The 18554-nt window shown below is 73.5% G+C and carries 18 protein-coding genes; 3 read left to right on the forward strand and 15 right to left on the reverse strand.

Features of this window, described 5'->3' with window-relative positions:
- Window positions 1-4: 4 nt before the first annotated feature.
- Together AB0J00_RS02475 and AB0J00_RS02480 are read right to left on the reverse strand one after the other, a co-directional pair.
- Window positions 5-1222 (reverse strand): acetyl-CoA C-acetyltransferase, encoded by a 1218-nt coding sequence (locus tag AB0J00_RS02475; protein WP_357739642.1) that lies wholly within the window; start codon window positions 1220-1222, stop codon window positions 5-7.
- Between the two features lie 66 nt (window positions 1223-1288).
- Entirely contained in the window at window positions 1289-2074 is a 786-nt protein-coding gene (locus AB0J00_RS02480) for an SDR family NAD(P)-dependent oxidoreductase (protein WP_357739644.1), read from the reverse strand.
- Window positions 2075-2172: 98 nt separating this feature from the next.
- Between AB0J00_RS02480 and AB0J00_RS02485 the strand changes: the two genes are divergently transcribed.
- Window positions 2173-2871, forward strand: a complete 699-nt coding sequence (locus tag AB0J00_RS02485; RefSeq protein WP_357739647.1) for a hypothetical protein — start codon at window positions 2173-2175, stop codon at window positions 2869-2871.
- A gap of 66 nt (window positions 2872-2937) precedes the next feature.
- The gene (gene pnuC / locus AB0J00_RS02490; RefSeq protein ID WP_357739650.1) at window positions 2938-3612 is read left to right on the forward strand and encodes a nicotinamide riboside transporter PnuC; all 675 of its coding nucleotides are present in this window, start codon (window positions 2938-2940) and stop codon (window positions 3610-3612) included.
- Window positions 3613-3712: 100 nt separating this feature from the next.
- On the opposite strand, the gene AB0J00_RS02495 is transcribed toward pnuC, so the two are convergent.
- The 13 genes from AB0J00_RS02495 to AB0J00_RS02555 all read right to left on the reverse strand — a co-directional run bounded on the left by AB0J00_RS02495 (window position 3713) and on the right by AB0J00_RS02555 (window position 17311).
- Window positions 3713-4759 (reverse strand): alcohol dehydrogenase catalytic domain-containing protein, encoded by a 1047-nt coding sequence (locus AB0J00_RS02495; protein WP_357739652.1) that lies wholly within the window; start codon window positions 4757-4759, stop codon window positions 3713-3715.
- On the reverse strand, window positions 4759-5733 hold the full coding sequence (locus tag AB0J00_RS02500; RefSeq protein ID WP_357739655.1) for a 2-dehydropantoate 2-reductase N-terminal domain-containing protein: 975 nt from the start codon (window positions 5731-5733) through the stop codon (window positions 4759-4761). Before AB0J00_RS02500 ends, AB0J00_RS02495 begins: the two co-directional genes overlap by 1 nt.
- A complete protein-coding gene (locus AB0J00_RS02505) occupies window positions 5730-6596 on the reverse strand; it encodes an alpha/beta hydrolase (RefSeq protein WP_357739658.1) in 867 nt (288 codons plus the stop codon). The genes AB0J00_RS02500 and AB0J00_RS02505 overlap by 4 nt, the downstream gene beginning before the upstream one ends.
- 1 nt (window position 6597) lies before the next feature.
- On the reverse strand, window positions 6598-8307 hold the full coding sequence (locus AB0J00_RS02510) for a DUF885 domain-containing protein (protein WP_357739660.1): 1710 nt from the start codon (window positions 8305-8307) through the stop codon (window positions 6598-6600).
- 36 nt (window positions 8308-8343) lie between these two features.
- Window positions 8344-9051, reverse strand: coding sequence for an SDR family NAD(P)-dependent oxidoreductase (locus AB0J00_RS02515; RefSeq protein WP_357739663.1), 708 nt, complete (start codon window positions 9049-9051; stop codon window positions 8344-8346).
- A complete protein-coding gene (locus tag AB0J00_RS02520; protein WP_357739666.1) occupies window positions 9048-9926 on the reverse strand; it encodes a MurR/RpiR family transcriptional regulator in 879 nt (292 codons plus the stop codon). Before AB0J00_RS02520 ends, AB0J00_RS02515 begins: the two co-directional genes overlap by 4 nt.
- Before the next feature lie 26 nt (window positions 9927-9952).
- On the reverse strand, window positions 9953-10867 hold the full coding sequence (locus AB0J00_RS02525) for an isoaspartyl peptidase/L-asparaginase (RefSeq protein ID WP_357739669.1): 915 nt from the start codon (window positions 10865-10867) through the stop codon (window positions 9953-9955).
- 20 nt (window positions 10868-10887) lie between these two features.
- A complete protein-coding gene (locus AB0J00_RS02530; RefSeq protein ID WP_357739672.1) occupies window positions 10888-11724 on the reverse strand; it encodes a M55 family metallopeptidase in 837 nt (278 codons plus the stop codon).
- Window positions 11721-12806: an oligopeptide/dipeptide ABC transporter ATP-binding protein gene (locus AB0J00_RS02535; RefSeq protein WP_357739675.1), complete on the reverse strand. Its 1086-nt coding sequence runs from the start codon at window positions 12804-12806 to the stop codon at window positions 11721-11723. Before AB0J00_RS02535 ends, AB0J00_RS02530 begins: the two co-directional genes overlap by 4 nt.
- Entirely contained in the window at window positions 12803-13831 is a 1029-nt protein-coding gene (locus tag AB0J00_RS02540; protein ID WP_357739678.1) for an ABC transporter ATP-binding protein, read from the reverse strand. Before AB0J00_RS02540 ends, AB0J00_RS02535 begins: the two co-directional genes overlap by 4 nt.
- Entirely contained in the window at window positions 13828-14709 is an 882-nt protein-coding gene (locus AB0J00_RS02545; protein ID WP_357739681.1) for an ABC transporter permease, read from the reverse strand. The genes AB0J00_RS02540 and AB0J00_RS02545 overlap by 4 nt, the downstream gene beginning before the upstream one ends.
- Window positions 14706-15665 (reverse strand): ABC transporter permease, encoded by a 960-nt coding sequence (locus AB0J00_RS02550; protein ID WP_357739683.1) that lies wholly within the window; start codon window positions 15663-15665, stop codon window positions 14706-14708. Before AB0J00_RS02550 ends, AB0J00_RS02545 begins: the two co-directional genes overlap by 4 nt.
- Window positions 15666-15745: 80 nt before the next feature.
- Complete coding sequence (locus AB0J00_RS02555; RefSeq protein ID WP_357739686.1) at window positions 15746-17311, reverse strand: ABC transporter substrate-binding protein; 1566 nt, start codon at window positions 17309-17311, stop codon at window positions 15746-15748.
- Between the two features lie 308 nt (window positions 17312-17619).
- Here AB0J00_RS02555 and AB0J00_RS02560 point away from each other — a divergent pair, with 308 nt between their 5' ends.
- On the forward strand, window positions 17620-18543 hold the full coding sequence (locus AB0J00_RS02560; protein ID WP_357739689.1) for a succinylglutamate desuccinylase/aspartoacylase family protein: 924 nt from the start codon (window positions 17620-17622) through the stop codon (window positions 18541-18543).
- The last annotated feature ends 11 nt before the right edge of the window (window positions 18544-18554 follow it).

Raw genomic sequence — 18554 nt, forward strand, 5'->3', positions numbered from 1 at the left:
GGCCTCAGACGACGCGCTCGAACACGGCGGCCAGGCCCTGGCCGCCACCGATGCACATCGTCTCCAGCGCGTAGCGGGCCTCGCGGCGGCGCATCTCGTGCGCGACGGTGGCCAGGATCCGGGCGCCGGTGGCGCCGACCGGGTGGCCCAGCGAGATGCCCGAGCCGTTGACGTTGACCCGGTCCCGGTCGTCGGCGCCCAGCCCCCACTGGTCCAGGCACGCCAGCACCTGGCTGGCGAAGGCCTCGTTGAGCTCGATGAGGTCCATGTCCGACAGCTTCAGCCCGGTCTTCTCCAGCACCGCGGCGGTCGCCGGCACCGGCCCGATGCCCATCGTCTCCGGCGGCACGCCCGCGACGGCCCAGCCGGCGATGCGCACGAACGGGTCCCAGCCGCGGCGGTCGGCCTCGGCCCGGGTGGTGACCAGGCAGACCGCCGCGCCGTCGTTCTGCCCGGAGGCGTTGCCGGCTGTGACGGTGGCCTCGGGGTCGACCCGGCCCATCACCGGGCGGAGCTTGGCGAGGTCCTCCATGGTCGTGCCGGGGCGCGGGTGCTCGTCCTCGGTGACCACGCGGGCCGGCGTCTTGCGGGTGGCGGGCACCTCGATGCCGAGGATCTCGTCGGCGAACCGGCCCTCGCGGACGGCGGCCGCGGCGTTCTGCTGCGACCGGAGCGCCCAGGCGTCCTGCGCCAGCCGGTCGACCTTGTACTCGCGGCGCACGTTCTCGGCGGTCTCGAGCATGCCGCCGGGCACCGGGTGGTGGATGCCGCCGGCGGTCTCCCGGGCGCGGGCGAGCCGGTCGTGCAGCATCACGCCGTCGCCCTTGACGCCGGTGCGCAGGCCCAGCGCGTAGTGCTCGACGTTGCTCATCGACTCGACGCCGCCGGCGACCACGGTGGTGGCCGCGCCCGACGCGACGGTCATCGCGGCGTACAGCACCGCCTGCAGGCCGGAGCCGCAGCGCCGGTCGATCTGCAGACCGGGCACCTGGACGCCGAGGCCGGCGTCCAGGGCGGCGATCCGGCCGATCGCCGGGTTTTCCCCGCTCGGGTAGCAGTGCCCGAGCACGACGTCGTCCACCTCGCCCTCACCGAGCCCGGTGCGCTCGGCCAGGCCGCGGATCGCGGCGGCGGCGAGCTCGTTGGCCGACAGCCCGGCGAAGACCCCGCCCTGTCGGCCGACGGGGGTGCGCAGCGGTGAGCAGATGACGACGTCGTCCATGACCTCACTGTGCCAGCCGGAGGGCGGTCCTGCGCAGGACCGCCCCCCGGCCAGCGGAAGAGCGGATCAGTCCCGGTGCTTGGCGAACACCCGGTTGCCGGCCGCCTTCACCGCGTCGGGCAGCACCCGGTTGAGCGCGCCCTGCGCCTTGACCGCGAGCGACGCGGCGAGCACCTTCTTCTCGCCGGCCATCAGCGCCTCGAAGCCCGCCTCGGCGACAGCGGCAGCGGAGTCCTTGGGGCCCTTGCCCATGCCGGTGTCCGCCATGTCGGCACGGTCGAAGAACTCGGTGTCCGTGGGGCCGGGCATCAGCGACGTGACGGTGACGCCGGTGTCCTTCAGCTCGTCCTGGACGGCCTCGACCATCGACTGCACGAACGACTTCGAGGCGTTGTAGACCGTCTGGTGCGAGCCGGGCTGCGTCGCGGCCAGCGACGAGGTGACCAGCACCCGGCCCTCGTCGCGCGCGGTCATGTCCCGGAGCACCAGCTTGAACAGCGCCGCCGTCGACACGACGTTGAGCTCGATGATCTCCAGGTCGCGCGCCCACTCGGTGTCGACGAACCGGCCGCCGACGCCCACCCCGGCGTTGAGCGCGGCGGCGGCCAGCGGGCGGCCCAGGCCCTGCACCCGGTTCCACAGCAGGTCGATGCTGTCGGCCTGGCGCAGGTCGGCCCGGACGGCGTGCACCTCGGCGCCCTCGGCGCGCAGCTGCGCGGCGGCGGCGTCCAGCTCGGCGTCCTCGGCGTTGACGACCAGGTCGTACCCGTGCCGGGCGAACTGCCGGGCGAGTTCCAGACCGATGCCGCTCGAGGCACCGGTGACCAGGGCGAGGGGCTTCGTGTCGGTCATGGCGGCCCGGTACCCGGTCCCACCGCCACCTACCCCCTCCGGGCGGCCGGTCCGCCCGGCGGCGGGACGACCGGACGGCGACCTGCCAACCTGGGCGCATGCGGACCGAACGGCCGGACCGGCGGGGCGAGGCGCGGCTGCCCGCTGCCCTGGCCACCGCGCTGGCGATCGCGCTGTACGCGTTGCTGCCCGACGCGCTGCTGCTCGGGCCGCGCTGGGTGGTGCCGGCGATCGAGGTTGTGCTGCTGGGCGCGCTGCTGGCGGTCAACCCGTGGCGGATGACCCGGGAGACCCGCTGGTCGCGCTGGGTCTCCCTCGGCCTGATCGCGCTGATCGCCGCCGCCAACCTGGGGTCGCTGGGCGCCACGGTGACCGCGCTGGTGCAGCAGACCGCCGCCGCGCAGGACCCGGGCGCGCTGCTGCTGGCGGCGTTGCAGATCTGGGCGACGAACGTGCTGGTGTTCGCGCTGGCGTTCAGCGAGCTGGACCGGGGCGGTCCGGTGGCGCGGTCCCGGCGGCCGCGCCGCGAGCTGCCGGCGGCCGACCTGCGCTTCTCGCAGGACGAGAACGCCGGGGCGGTGCGGGAGGTGGCGAAGTCCTCCAGCGAGCTGAGCGACTGGGTGCCGGCCTTCCCCGACTACCTCTACGTCTCGCTCACCAACTCCAGCGCCTTCAGCCCGACCGACACCATGCCGCTGACCACCCGGGTCAAGGCGCTGATGGGCGTCGAGGCGACCGCGGCGCTGCTGACCAGCCTGCTGGTGATCGCCGCCGGGGTGGGGCAGCTCGGCTCCTGACCGGGAAGGTCTGGCCGCCGTGCCCGGTTGCAGCCGCCGGGACCGGACCGACGAGGAGATGTGCTGGTGGGCTGGCTGCTGAACGCGAGCGTGCACGTGCTGGGCGCCGACGTCCTCTGGCGGGAGATCATCGGGAACGTCATCGGGCTGGCCAGCGCCGTCCTCGGCATGTGGCGGCGCACCGCCGCCTGGCCGGTCGGCATGGTCGCCAACGTCCTGCTGTTCACCGTCTTCCTGGGCGGGGTGTTCCACACGCCGCAGGACGTCGACCTCTACGGCCAGGCCGGCAGGCAGGTCTTCTTCTTCACCGCCAGCGCCTACGGCTGGTGGGCCTGGCACCGCAACCGGCACGCCGCGGACGGCGCCCCGGCGGTGGTGCCGCGGTGGGCGTCGGCCCGCGAGCGCGGGGTGCTGGTCGTCTCGGCGCTCGCCGGGATCGCCGTCGGCTGGGTGGTGCTGTCGCACCTGGGCAGCTTCGGGCCGCTGGCCGACGCGTGGATCTTCGTCGGCAGCCTGCTGGCCACCATCGGCATGGCCCGCGGCTATGTCGAATTCTGGCTGATCTGGGTGGCCGTCGACGTGGTGGGCGTGACGCTGCTGCTGCGCGCCGGCTACTACCCCTCGGCGCTGCTCTACATCGTCTACGGCGCGTTCTGCGTCTGGGGCTTCGCGGCCTGGGTGCGGCTGCAGCGCACCCCCGCCCCGCGGCCGACCGACCCCGAGCTCGAGTCGGTCGGCTGAGCGGTCAGGTCTCCTCCCCCACCAACGGCTGTCCCCCTGCAGCAACGCCGGTGCGGGAGGACAGCCGGTGATCAGGTGACCTGATCACCGCTGGGGCGGGTCAGGGGGTGAGCATCGTCTTGATCGAGCGGCGCTCGTCCATCGCGGCGTAGCCCTTCGCGACGTCCGCCAGCGGCAGGGTCAGGTCGAACACCGCGCCCGGGTCGAGCCGGCCGCTGGTCACGCGCTCGACCAGGTCGGGCAGGTAGCGGCGCACCGGGGCGATGCCGGCGCCGACGGTGAGCTGCGAGCGGACGATCGGCAGCAGCGGCAGCTCCGGCATGGTGTGCGGGATGCCGACCGCGCCGACCCGGCCACCGGCGCGGGCCATGCCCAGCGCCATCTCCCAGGAGCCGGGGGTGCCGACCGCCTCGACGACGAACGGCACGCCGCGCCCGCCGGTGAGCTCGCGGACGGCGGCGATGCCCTCCTCCCCGCGCTCGGCGACGACGTCGGTGGCGCCGAACGCCCGGCCCAGCGTGGCCCGGTCCTCGTGCCGGCTCATCAGCACGACCCGCTCGGCGCCGAGCACCTCCCTGGCACCGAGGACGGCGCACAGCCCCACCGCGCCGTCGCCGATGACCGCGACCGTCGAGCCCTCGGTGACCCCGGCGAGCACCGCGCCGTGCAGGCCGGTGGCCATCACGTCCGAGAGCGCGAGCAGCGCCGGCAGCATGGCCTCGTCGACGCCGTCCGGACCGCCGGGGACGGCGACCAGCGTGCCGTCGGCCTGCGGCACCCGGACCGCCTCGCCCTGGCCGCCGTCGGCGCCCGGGGCGCCGAACGTGCCGCCGTTGTCGCACTTGCTCTGCAGCCCGTCGGCGCAGGCCGGGCAGGTGTTGTCCGACCAGGTGAACGGCGCGACGACGAGGTCGCCGGGGCGCACGGTGGTCACCTCGGCGCCGACGTCGGTGACGACGCCGATGAACTCGTGGCCCTGCCGGCCGCCGGCGGCGCGGTTGACGATGCCGCGGTAGGACCACAGGTCCGAGCCGCAGATGCACGAGCGCAGCACCCGGACGACGGCGTCGGTGGGCTCGGCGATCGCGGCGTCCGGGACGTCCTCGACGGTGACGACCCCGGCGGCCTGGTAGACGGCAGCACGCATCAGTGGTTCTCCTGCTCGGTGGTGGGGAGTGCGGCGGCGTAGGCGGCGAGCTCGTCGAGGTTGGCGACCTCGTTGACCCGGCGGCCCTGCTCGATGTCGTGCACGATCTCGCCGATCTTCGCGAAGATCGGCCCGTCCAGGTCGCGCAGCATGCTGTCGATCTCGGTCTTCCGCTTGCGGACGACGAGGTCGCGGTGGATGCCGCTGTAATGCTTGGCGCTGCGCCGGTTGAAGGCGGCCAGCCGGTCGAGCGAACCGGGCAGGTCGGCGGGGTCGAAGCCGTCGAAGCTCTCCACCGGCACCGGCGCCTGGGCGAGCACCTCGCGAGCGAGGGCGACCATCAGCGGCTGGTACTCCGGTCGCTCGAGGCTCTCGGCGATGGTGAGGTCGGAGACGGCGCCCGCCCAGAGCATCGCGCCGTAGGCCTCCTTGCCCCACAGGTAGCCGAGCACGTTGCCGGTGGGCTGCGCGTAGGGCAGCACGTCGGCGAGCTCGCGCACCCGCGTCGTGATCCGGCCGCCGGTCAGCTCGCCGACGTGGAAGGCGGCGACGTTGCCCTGCACGATGCGGCCGGGGCCGAGCTGGTCGGCGCCGACGTTGATGAACGCCGACACCACCCGGTCGGCGCCCAGCGCCTCGACCAGCACGTCGGCGGTCAGCCCGTTCTGCACGGTGAGCGCGAACCCGTCGGCGGTGAGCCGCTCGCGCAGCGGGGCGACCGCCTCGGCGGTGTGGTGGCTCTTCACCGCCACGATCGCCCGCTCGATGCGGTCGGGCAGGCCGGCGGGCAGCACCGCGGGCACCCGCACGGTGAACTCCTCGACCGGGCCCTCGATCGACAGGCCCCGCTCGTTGATCGCCGCGACGTGGTCGGCGTCGGTGTCGCAGAGCAGGACGTCGTGCCCGGCCCGGGCCATGTGCGCGCCGAGCGTGCCGCCGATCGCGCCCGCGCCGATGACGACGTACTGCGTCACGCGGTCGCCCGCACCGGGTCCGACGGAGCCGGCACGGCGCGGTCGAGGAAGTCGCGCACGGTCGCCCGCCAGAGCTCCGCCTCCTCGACCTGCGGCGAGTGGCCGGAGTTCTCGAAGACGACGAGCTCGGCGCCCGGCACCAGCCGGGCGATGGTCTCCGACGAGCTCACCGGGGTGACCCAGTCGTAGCGGCCGACGGTGACCAGCGTCGGGACGGCGACCGCGGGCAGCGCGTCCTTGAGGTCGTACCCGGGCCAGTTGTGCACGAAGCACCAGTTGTGCGACTCGTGCCGGTAGAAGCCGGCCTCGACCGACCGGGCGGCCTTCTCCGGGTCGTACTCCTTGTCGTAGAGGGGGATGAGCTCGCTCCAGAGCTGCTTGAGGTCCTCGTCGGACCGGGTCCGGCCGCCCCAGTAGCGGTTGAACCGCTCCCAGTCGATCTCCACCCGGTCCTGGTTGCGGGCGTTCTCGAAGGCGAGCTCCAGGTTGCTGCCGTCGGGCGAGGTGTCCCGCAGCACGATGGCCTGCACCCGCTCGGGGTACCGGACGGCGTACTCCAGCGCGATGAACCCGCCGTAGGAACCGCCGGCGACGACCACCTGCTCGGCGCCGGCCCACTCGCGCAGCCCGTCGACGTCGGCCGCCCACTGCTCGTGGGAGTAGGGCGGCACGCCCTCGCTGCGCCCGCACCCGCGGGCGTCGAACACGATCACCCGGAACCGGTCGGCGAACGGGCCGAACGACGCGCGCGGCTCCTCCAGCGAGCCGATGCCCCCGCCGCCGTGGTGGGCGATGAGCACCGGCCCGTCCGCGGGGCCGTGCACCTCGACGTGCAGCCGGCAGCCGTTGATGGTGACGTCCACGTCAGACCTCCTGTGCGGTGAGCTGGCCCGAGGTCCAGCGGGTGACGTTCTCGGCGAGGACGGCGAGCGGCACGGCGCCGCTGCCGAGCACGACCTCGTGGAAGGCGCGCAGGTCGAACCGCGCGCCCAGGGCCGCGGCGGCCTCGGCGCGCAGCCGGAGGATCTCCCGCTGCCCGACCCGGTACGCCAGCGCCTGCCCGGGCCAGCAGATGTACCGGTCGACCTCGCTGCGGACGTGGTCGAGGGTGGTCGCGGTGTTCGCGTACATGAACTCCACCGACTGCTCGCGGGTCCAGCCGCGGGAGTGCACGCCGGTGTCGATGACCAGCCGGCAGGCCCGCAGCGCGGCGAACGAGAGCATCCCGAACAGCGACAGCTCGTCGGAGTACAGGCCCATCTCCTCGGCCAGCCGCTCGGCGTACAGCCCCCAGCCCTCGTTGAAGCTGCACGCCTCGACGTCCAGGTGCCGGCGGTAGCGGGGCAGGTCCAGCTGCTGCGCGGTGGCCAGCTGCAGGTGGTGGCCGGGCACCGACTCGTGGAAGGTCAGCGCCTCGTACTCGTAGCGGTGCCGCTCCTGCGGGTCGGTGGCCAGCAGGTGGTAGACGCCGGGCCGGCTGCCGTCGTCCGCGGGCGGCCGGTACCAGCCCATCGCGGAGTGGGCGGCGTCGGCGGGGTTGATCGCCTCGATGGCGCAGTCGGGCAGCGCCCGCGCGGGGAACCAGTCGTCCTGCACGGCCCGCGCGCGGGCCAGCGCGGCGGCCGCGCTGTCGATGATCTCGTCGGAGGTGCCGAACCGCAGGCCTGCGTCGGTGCGCAGCCGGTCGGCGATCGCGGCGAGGTCGCCGGTGCCGAACAGCCGCTGCCCCAGCTCGGCCCAGCGGGGGCGCAGCTCGTCGAGGGTGTCCAACCCGATCTGGTGCACCTCGTCGGGGGTGAGGTCGGTGGTGGTGTGCCGGGCGACCGCGGCGCGGTACCCCGCAGCACCCCCGGGCACCTGGTCGATGCCGACCCGGTCGTCGGGGCGCGCGACGGTGAGCAGCTCGGTGCGCAGCCGCTCGGCGAGCGCGGCCATCGCCGGGCGGATCCCGGAGCGGACCAGCTCGGTGGCCCGCTCCAGCAGCGCGGGGTCCCCCGCGGCCCGGGCCGGGCCGAGCAGGGCGTCCTCGTCGGCGGCGACCGCGAGGTGCCCCTCGAGCTGGCCGAGCGCGTGGTGCACGCCGAGCGCGGTGGGCACCCGGCCGTCGGCGGCCTCCTCGGCGTACCGCTCGCCGAGCGCGGTGAGGAACCCGGCCACCCCGGCCAGCCGGTGCTCGTAGCGTTCGGCGCCCTCGGCGTCCCCGGCGGTCATCGCGGGCACCGCCTGGAAGACGAGGCCCTGCCGGCTGACGTAGCCCATGGCCGAGGCGTTGGCCGCCCACAGCGAGTGCGCGGCGTCGGAGCCCGCGCCGCGGGTGAGCACGTCGAGCACCCGGGCGTCGACCCGCTGCTCGGCGGTCAGGCCGTCGAGCGGCAGCTCCTCGAGCTCCCCGGCGATGGCTGCGAACTCCCCGGCGGCGGCCTCGCTCGCCGCCCGGCTCGGGTCGCCGGCCAGCGAGTCGAACTCGGTGAGCCCGAGCAGGGTCGCGTTGTAGGGGTCGTAGGTGTGCTGGGTGGTGAAGTACCGCTCGCCGAGCGCGCGCAGCGTCTCGGCGGCCGCGGACGCGGTCGTCATGGTTCTCCCAGGGAGGGCGGGTGGGTCGGGGACGGCTCAGAAGAGCTGGTGGCCGCCGTCGATGGACAGCGTCTGGCCGCTGACCCAGCCGGCGTCGGGGGCGGCGAAGAACAGCACGCCCCGGGCGATGTCGGCGGGCGTGCCGGTGCGGCGGGTGGCGATCCGGTCGAGCAGCGCGCGCTGCCCGTCGGGGCCGTAGGACTCCCACTGCGCCCGGGTGCTGGGGTTGGACAGCACGAAGCCCGGCGCGATGCAGTTGACGGTGATGCCGTGCGGGCCGAGCTCGTGGGCCAGCTGCCGGGTGAACCCGATCTGCGCGGCCTTCGCCGAGGCGTAGGCCTGGATGCCGGTCAGGCTGACGCTGCGGCCGGCGCCGGAGGAGATGTTCACGATCCGGCCGGAGCCGCGGCGCTTCATGGTCCGCGCGGCGGCCCGGCTGCAGTTCATCGTGGTGCGCAGGTTGGCGTCGACGACGACGTCCCACGCCTCGTCGGTGAGCTCGTCGATCGGCACGTGGGTCTGCCCGACCACGCCGCCGGCGACGTTGACCAGCACGTCCAGGTCACCCACGCCGGCGAAGAACTCCTCCACCTGCGCGGAGACGCTCAGGTCCACGCTGTCCTTGTCGACCCGGTGCACGGTGGCCCCGGCGTCCTCCAGCGCGTCGGCGATGGCGGCGCCGATGCCCTGCGCCGTCCCGGTGACGACGACGACCTGCCCGGAGAACGCACCAGCGCCGGTCACCGGCCCTCCTCCGCGCTCAGCGCGGCCGCCCGGAAGGCACGGGTGATCCGCACCGACTCCTCCCACTGCCGCATCCGGTCCAGCCCGGCCTGGCCGACCCGCTGGAAGACACCCTCGACCAGGCACTCGACGAGCACCAGCAGCGCGGCGAAGGAGTCGAACGGGGTGCCGTCGACCGCGACCGGCAGCACCACGTCGGCGTCGTCCCCGGCCGGGGAGAGCCCCTGGTCGGTGATGACGATGACAGTGGCGCCGCGCTGCTCGGCGAGCGTGGCGACCTGCTGGGCGGGCAGCTCGTAGCGGCGCAGGTCGAACACGACCGCCACCGAGTCGCGGCCCATCGACAGGTACCGGCCGATGTCCTGGCCCAGCGGCTCGTCGGCGTACACGGCGCCGGCGACGAGCTGGTCCAGCTGCTTGGCCAGGATCTTGGCCAGGTGCCGGGAGAAGTAGCCACCGGAGGTGACCACGTGCCGGCCGGGGGCGGCCAGCGCCTGCACCGCGGCCTCGAACTCGCCGGGCGGGACGGTGGTGCGCAGCCGCTCGACCAGCTCGACCCGCTGCCCGATGGCCCGGGAGAAGAACGAGCCGTCCTCCTCCGGGCGCAGCGAGGACGCGGCCCGGCTGACCGGGCTGTTCATCGTCTGGCTGACCTCGCTGCGCAGCAGCTCCTGGAACTCCGGGTAGTTGCCGATGCCCAGCCGGGCCAGCAGCCGCAGCACCGTGGGGGTGCTGGTGCCGGCCACCTTGGCCAGGGTGGCCGCGCTGGCCAGCCCGGCGCTGGGGTAGTCGGCCAGCAGCGCCCGGGCGACCTTCTTCTCCGCCGGGCTGAGCTGGTCCATCCGGGCGAAGACCTCGTCCTTGACCTGCGTCACGGGCGCCTCCGCGCTCGTCGGGACCGTCACGTCAGTGTCACCAGCCGGGTGCCGTCGTGGAAGGCGGCGAACATCGCCGGGGAGTTGTGCGCGACCACGACCGAGCCGTCGGGGCGGACGGCCACGAGCCCGCCCATCGCCGACCGGCGGTCGAGCTCCTCGACGACGGTGGCCTCCACGGCCGCGCCGAGCGGCTGCCCCAGGTAGCGCACCCGGGCCGCGATGTCGCCGGCGACGGTGCCCTGGATGAACGCCTCGCCCTCGCCGGTGCAGCTGATGGCGACCACGCCGTCCCGGGCGTAGGTGCCCGCACCCACGATCGGCGAGTCACCGATCCGGCCCTCGCTCTGGTTGACCATGCCGCCGGTGGAGGTGGCGGCAGCGACCCGGCCGCGGACGTCGACCGCGACGGCGCCGACGGTGCCGTGCCGGCCGGCGGCGAGGGTGCCCGCCTGCACGTTGGCCAGCTGCTGCTGCCGCGCCGGGGTGACGAACCAGCCGGCGTCCACGGTCTCCAGCCCCCACCCGGTGATCCGGGAGGCGCTCGGGTCGACCAGCAGGACGCTCCGGGACTCCTCCATCACCTTGCGGGCGGCGCGCACCGGGTGCCGGGCGAACCGGCTGGCGGCGACCGCCCCGGCGTGGCCGTCGCCGGTCATGACGCAGGCGTCCAGCTCGGCGGTGCCGGCGGCGGTGAGCGCGGCGCCGCGGCCGGCGTTGAACAGCGGGTCGTCCTCCAGCACCTCGACCGACGCGCAGACGGCGTCCAGCGCGCTGCCGCCGGAGGCCAGCACGGCGGCGCCGGCCTGGTAGGCGGCGGTGAGGCCCTCGGCGTAGGTGCCCTGCTCGACGAGGGTCAGCTCCTCGACGCGGCCGCCGGCGCCGCCGTGCAGCGCGAGCGAGTAGCCGGTGGCCGGCGGGGCGAGCTCGAGAAGACGCATGGGGGTGGCGCTCCTGTCGGTCATCGCCCGCCCGCCTGGCGGGTGATGTAGTTGACGGCGACGAACGAGCGGAAGACCGCCAGCAGGTCGTCGCCGGTGATCGAGACGGTGCGCTCGCCGGCGCGCTCGGTGCCGCGGGCCCAGGTGGCGACCTCGGCCATGTCGGCGGTCTGCACGTCGAGCTCGAGGGTCGCCGGGCGGCTGATGCCCGGGGTGCCGACCTGCCCGGCCGCCACGCGGCGCACGGCCTCCTCGGCGCCGGCCCGGATCCGGCGGCAGGACTCCGCCGGGTGCAGGTTGGCCGAGCTGAACCGGGTGATCGACTCCTTGGTGACGACGTTGACCGCACCCGGGGCGTACTTCTCGGTCTCCGCCCAGGTCACCGCGTCGCCGGAGACGAACGCGATCGGGACGCCGTAGTGCTCGGCGACCAGCGCGTTGATGCCGCTCTCGCCGACCTCGTCGCCGTTGACCCGGGCGGCGGCGAACACCTCCGGGTTGTAGGTGTGCGACAGCGTCGAGGGCCGGCCGGAGATCGAGCCGTGGTAGCCGACGAAGAAGACCGCGTCCACGGTCTCGTCCAGGCCCTGCATCATGTACAGCGGCTTGTGCCGGCCGGCGATGTAGGACGCCGCCCCGGCGACCTCGCGCGGGTCGAGGTTGGCCATCGTGCCGTGCGAGTCGTTGAGCACCACCTCGGTGGCACCGCCGGCGATGGCGCCGGTGATGGCGGCGTTGACCTCGTCGAGCATCAGCTGGCAGCCGACGGCGTAGCGGGCGCCGCCGCTCGGCCGGCACTGGTCCCAGTCGACGATGCCGGCGACGCCCTCCATGTCGAAGCTGATCCAGATCTTCACGCGGTGCGCTCCTGTTCGGTGCTGGGGAGGGTGGGGGCCACCAGGTCGGCGGGCGGGTCCACCAGGGGAATCTCGGCGAGCTCCGCCGTCCGCACGCAGGCGGCGACGTGGCCGCGGCCGACGGACAGCAGCGGCGGGTCGGTGCGCCTGCAGACGTCGGCGGCCAGCGCGCAGCGGGGCGCGAACCGGCAGCCGGCCGGGACGTCGTAGGGGCTGGGCGGGTCGCCGTCCAGCTGGAACGCGTCGTCGGCGTTGGTGCGGGTCATCCGCGGGATCGAGTCGATCAGCGCGCGGGTGTACGGGTGCCGGGGCCGGGCGAACAGGTCGGCGGTGTCGGCGACCTCGACGATCCGGCCGAGGTACATGACCGCGACCCGGTCGGACAGGTGCTGCACGACCGCGAGGTTGTGCGCGATGAACAGGATCGACAGGCCCAGCTCCGCGCGCAGTTCGGCGAACAGCTCGAGGATCGTCGCCTGCACGCTCACGTCCAGCGCGGAGACCGGCTCGTCGGCGATGAGGACGTCGGGCCGCACGGCCAGCGCCCGGGCGATCGCCAGCCGCTGCCGCTGCCCGCCGGAGAACTGGCTCGGGTAGGCGCCGAGCGCGTCCTCCTCCAGGCCGACCAGGTTGAGCAGCCGGACGCTCTCCGCCCGCACCTGGTCGCGGGGCACCACGTCGTGCAGCCGGAGCAGCTCGCCGAGCATGGCGCCGACGGTCAGCCGCGGGTTCAGCGACGAGTACGGGTCCTGGAACACCATCTGGATGCGGCGGGCGTCCTTGCCCGAGCGCCTGGCCGGCAGGACGGCGCCCTGGTAGGTCACCGACCCGGTGGTCGGGGACGCGCCGCCCACCACGATCTTGGCCAGCGTCGACTTGCCCGAGCCGGACTCGCCGACCAGCGCGAGCACCTCCCCGCGGCGCAGCTCCAGGTCGACGCCGTCGAGCGCCTTGAGCACCCGGCGGTTGCGGTTGAACCAGCCGCCGGCCAGCGGGTAGCCCTTGGTCAGGTCGGCGACCCGCAGCACGACCTCCTGGGCGCCGCTGTCCTCGGCGCTGGGCACCGGTGCGGTGGCGGTCATGCGGGCAGCTCCTCTCCCAGCCGGTGGGTCTCGTAGCAGGCGGCCTCGCGACCCGGGGCGACCTCCGCCAGCGGCGGCGGCGCCTCGGTGCAGTGCGGCTGCACGTAGCCGCAGCGCGGCGCGAACGGGCAGCCCGCCGGCCGGTCGGCGACGTTGGGCGGGAAGCCCGGGATGGGCACCAGCACCCGGTCGGGGTGGTCGAAGTCCGGCGCGGACTCCAGCAGGCCGCGGGTGTAGGGGTGCCGCGGCCGGGTGAAGGTGTCGGCCACCGGGCCGGTCTCCACGATGTGCCCGGCGTACATGACCGACAGGTCGGTGCACGTCTGGGTGACCACGGCCAGGTCGTGGGTCACGAACACCAGCGCGGTGCCGGTGTCGGCGCACAGCTGCTCGAGCAGCCGCAGCACCTGCAGCTGCACGGTCACGTCCAGCGCCGTCGTCGGCTCGTCGCACAGCAGCAGCCGCGGCCCGCAGGAGACCGCCATCGCGATCATGATCCGCTGCCGGAGACCGCCGGAGAGCTCGTGCGGGTGGGCGCGGGCCCGGCGCTCCGGGTCGGGGATCCCGACCCGGGTCATCAGCTGGACGGCGAGGTCGGCGGCGGCCTTCTTCGACAGCCCGAGGTGCCGGCGCGGGCCCTCGGCGATCTGGTCACCGACCCGCATGACCGGGTTGAGCGCGGTCATCGGCTCCTGGAAGACCATCGCGATGTCCGGGCCGGCCAGCGCGCGGCGGCGCTTGGCCGGCATCCGCAGCAGGTCCTCCCCGGCGTACTCGATGCCCCCGCCGAGCACCTCCACGCCGGCCGGCAGCAGCCCGGCGATGGCGCGCAGGGTCAGCGACTTGCCCGAGCCGGACTCGCCCACGAGGCCGACCCGCTGGCCGGCGCCGACCGTCAGGTCGACGTCCTCGACGATGCGCACCTCCCGGCCGCCGCGGCGCAGGCCCAGGGTCAGCCGGTCCAGCTGCAGCAGCGGCGTGGTGGCGCCGGGCAGGGTCAGCGGGCTCTGCTCGACGGCGGTCACGAGCGCCGTCCCGGGCTGAGCTGGTCGGACAGGCCGTCGCCGAGGAACGACAGGCCCAGGCTGGTGACCACCACGGCGAGGCCGGGGATCGTGGCCTGCTGCCACTGGGTGGTGATGAACTCCTGCCCGTCGAGGATCATGCTGCCCCACTCCGCGGTCGGCGGTGCGATGCCCAGGCCCAGGTAGCCCAGGGTCACGATCGCCAGGATGTCCATGACGATGTCGCTCATCCCGTAGATGAGCGCCTGCGAGAGCACGTTCGGGGTGATGTGCCGGCCCAGCACGCGGGCGTGCGACATGCCGCCCAGCCGGGCGGCGACCACCCAGTCCTGCTTCTTGGCCACCAGCAGCTCGCCGCGCAGGATCTTGGCGTAGGAGCCCCAGGAGACCGCGGCGATCGCCAGGTAGATGCTCTTCTCCCCCGCGCCGAGCACGAACACCAGCACGATGACCAGGACGTAGAACGGGAAGGCGAAGAAGACGTCGACGACGCGCATGACGACCGCGTCGAACCAGCCGCCGAAGTAGCCGGCCAGCGCGCCCATCACCGAGCCGAACACGAACGGGATGAGGACGGCGAGGAAGCCGACCCGCAGGTCGACCCGGGCGCCCCAGATCAGCCGGCTGAGGACGTCGCGGCCGTACTTGTCGGTGCCCAGCCAGTGCGAGCCGGACGGCGACTGCAGCGCGCTCTGCAGGTCCTGCTTGACCGGGTCGTAGGGCGCCAGCCACGGGGCGAGGACGGCGACCAGCACGAGCAGCCCGACGATCACCAGGCCGGTGACCAGGGTGCCGTTGCGGTACCAGGGCCGGAGGCTGCGCGAGCGCGCCGGCCGGCGGGCGGCCCGCCGGGCGGTCGCCACCGCGGTGGTCGTCATGCGCGCTCCTTGGCGGACAGGTCGACCCGCGGGTCGAGGAAGGTGTAGACGACGTCGGTGAGGATCCCGACGACCACGACGAACAGGGCGACCACGAGGGCGACGGCCTGGATGGTCGGGAAGTCGCGGGAGAAGATCGCGTTGATCATCAGCGAGCCCAGGCCCGGGATCGCGAACACCTTCTCGATGACCAGCGACCCGCCCACCAGGTAGCCGAGGTTGACCCCGACGATCGACACTGTGGGGATCGCGGCGTTGCGGAGCACGTGACCGCGGAACAGCGAGATCCCGGCAGCGCCCTTGGACCGGGCCGTGCCCACGTAGTCCGAGCCGAGCACGTTGATCGTCGAGGCGCGCAGGCTGCGGATGATCTGCGGCGACAGCGCGATGGCCAGCGTCAGCGCGGGGAGGAACAGGTAGTAGACGTGCGAGCCGGCGGTCTCGCCGTACCCGCCGACCGGGAAGGCGCCGGCCTTCACCGCCAGCAGCAGGAGCAGCATGATGCCGACCCAGAACTGCGGCATGCCCTGGCCGACCAGGGTGAACGCCCGGACGGCGAGGTCCCGGCCGCGGCCCGGCCTGCCGGCGGCGATGCCCGCGAGCGGGATGCTGAGGACCAGCGCCAGCACGAGGGCGAAGACGACGAGCGACAGGGTCACCGGGATCGCGGTGGTGATCAGCTCGGAGACCGGTCGCTGGTAGCTGATGCTGGTGCCCAGGTCACCGGTGAGCAGGTGGCCGAGGAACGTGAAGTACTGCTTCCACAGCGGCTGGTCGAGGCCGAGCTGGTGGTTGAGCGCCGCCACCCGGTCCTCGGTCGCGGTCTGCCCGAGGATGGCCAGCGCCGGGTTGCCCGGGAGCAGGTGGACCATGAAGAAGACGACGACGGTGACGCCGAAGATGACCGGGACCGCCTGCAGCAGCCGGCCCGGGACGAAGCGGAGGCGCTCGAGCACGTCCCCCTCCTCTCTGATGTGGTGCGGGGAGGTCCGCGGGCGGTGGCCGGCGCGCTGCCGGCCACCGCCCGCGGCAGGGGTCACTTCGTCTTGGAGACGCCCTCGAGCGGGTAGTTGCCGAGGGGGGTCGCGTAGAAGCCCTTGACCTTGTCGGTCGTGGCGTAGGCGTAGGGCGAGTAGTAGAGGTACGCCGCCCAGGCGTCGGCCGCGGTCTTCTCCTGCAGCTGCTTGTACAGGTCAGCGCGCTTGGACTCGTCGGTCTCGGCCTGCGCCTGCTTGTTCAGCGCGACGACCTCCGGGTTGTCGTACCAGGAGTACGCGGAGTGCGAGCCGCCCTCGGGGTCGACCGCGAACGACGTCCACTCGTCGGGGTCCGGGATGTCCATCGTCCAGCCGCCGATGATCATGTTGAAGTCGCCGGCGTTGCGGTGCTGCTTGAGCGCGGTCGGGTCGAGCTGCTCGATCTGCAGGTCGATGCCCAGCTCCTTGAGCTGCGCCTGCAGGATCTGCGCGACGGAGCCCTGGTTGGGGTCACCGGAGTTGATGGTGATCGACGTCGCGAAGCCGTTCGGCACCGACGACTGCGCCAGCTCCTCCTTGGCCTTGGCCATGTCGAACTTCGGCGCGTCGGGGTTCTTGGCGTAGTAGGGCACGCCGGGGGCCAGCAGCGAGTCGGCCGGCTCGCCGTTGCCGTAGAGCACCGTCTTGACCAGCGACTCGCGGTCGACGGCGTAGGCGATCGCCCGGCGCACGTGGACGTCGGCGAACGGCGTCTTCTGCTGGTTGAAGTCCAGGTAGTCGATCCGGGTCGAGGGGAACGCGGTGGCGGTGATGCCGGGGGCGTTCTTCAGCGAGCCGAAGCTCGACCAGTCCGGGTACTCGTCGATGTCGATCTGGCCGCCCTGCAGCTGCAGCTTGCGGGTGTTCGCGTCGGGGACGACTGTCCAGGTGACGCTGTCGAGGTGGGGCTGGTCCTCCTGCCAGTACTTGTCGTTCTTGACCAGCTTCAGCGACTGGCCCTTCTTCCACTCGCCCCACTTGAACGGGCCGGTGCCGACCGGGGCCTCGTAGAACTGCTCGGAGGTCTTGCCGCCGTAGTTCTCCGGGATGATGCCGTTGGAGAACAGCGACAGGTCGGCCAGCAGCGGCGCCCACGCGTACTTCAGCTTGATGGTGACCGTCTGGTCGTCGGTGGCCTCGACCGAGTCGATGGCGGCGTTGATGTAGCCCCAGCCGTCGGCGCCGGTCTTGCTGTCCTCGTCGATGGAGAACTTGACGTCCTTGGCCGTCATGGGCGTCCCGTCGGAGAACGTCACGCCCTCGCGCAGCTTGATCGTGTAGGTCAGCTTGTCGTCGGAGACCTCGTAGCTGGTCGCGAGGAGCGGCTCGACCTCCTTGCCGTCCTTACTCACGGTGAACAGCGGCTGCATGATCTGCTCGAACACGTAGATCGAGTTGTTGTCGAAGGTCGTGGTCTTGTCCATCGACAGCGCATCGGCCGCGCGGGCGATGACCAGGTCGCCACCCTCGGCGGCCGCGGCGGAGTCACCGCTGCCGGAGCTGCTGCTGCCGCCGCCGCAGGCGGAGAGGGTCAGCAGCGCGGCCAGCGCGATGCCGGGAACGCGGTACCGGTGTGCTCGTGTCATGGGGGAACTGCCTCATCGTTCGGCCCGATCCCAGGTGGGAGGCGGGACAGACTGACCGGGGGACGCCGGCGGCCGCCGTCGCGGGGGCGGGCGGAGGGGGTGCCGAGCGGGGATCGCAGGGGTGCTGGGCGGAGGCCCGGAGAGGTGCTGCGGACAGCGGAGCGCGCACTGCGGCAGACCCGGGATCGCCGGTGTCTCGGCCTGTAGCAATCATTACAGTAACGGCCATCAGTTTCCAAGGTGTTACGTTTCGAACCATGTCGGCGTCACCTGTGACACACCCGGTCCGCGGTCCGCAGGATGGCCGCATGCGGCGACTCGTGCTCACGCTCGGTGACCTGCCCGGACCTCCGGTCGAGGTTCCGTTCGCCCGCGCCGAGGGGCGCGCGGGCACCGGACCGCACCTGACCGTGGTGGCCGGCGTGCACGGCGGCGAGTACACCGGGATGGCCGCGCTGCTGCGGCTGATCGGGCAGCTGGACGTCGACCGGCTGCACGGCACGCTCACCGTCGTCCCGGTGCTGAACCAGCCCGCGTTCTGGGCCCGGTCGCCGTTCGTGGTGCCGGCCGACGGCAGGAACCTCAACCGCTGCTTCCCCGGCGACCCGGCCGGGTCCTACACCGAGGTGCTCGCGCACCGGCTGTTCGAGGCGTTCATCCGGCCCACCGACGTGCTGCTGGACCTGCACGCGGGCGACATCCCGGAGGCGCTGGAGCCGTTCTGCCTGTACGAGCAGTCACCCGTGGAGGAGCGCGCCCGGGAGATGGCCCGCGTGTACGGCACCGGGCACGTGGTGCGGCAGAGCCGGGCGGTGCGCACCGTCGGCGGCAGCACCAGCAGCGCGGCCGCCGACATCGGCGTCCCGTCGGTCACCGCCGAGATCGGCGCCAACGGCATCTGCGACGAGGCCTCGGTCGCCGGCCACCTGCAGGGCGTGCACAACGTGCTCGCGCACCTGGGCATGCTCCCGCCGGACGTCGCCGCCCCGGTCGCCGCCCCGGTGGAGCACGACGGCTGGGCCTGGCTGCGCAGCCCGGTGCAGGGCTTCTGGCAGGCCACCGTCGGGGTGGGCGACCAGGTGCGCACCGGCGACCTGCTCGGCGTGGTGCTCGGGCCGTGGGGCGACGAGCTGCACCGGGTCACCGCGCCCACCAGCGGCGTCCCGCTGTTCCTCACCACCAGCCCGGCCGTCCTCGAGGACGGCCTGCTGCTCGGTCTCGCCCGCAGCTGAGAGGGTCTGAC

This window comes from Modestobacter sp. NPDC049651 (assembly GCF_040659695.1).
Lineage (GTDB): Bacteria > Actinomycetota > Actinomycetes > Mycobacteriales > Geodermatophilaceae > Modestobacter.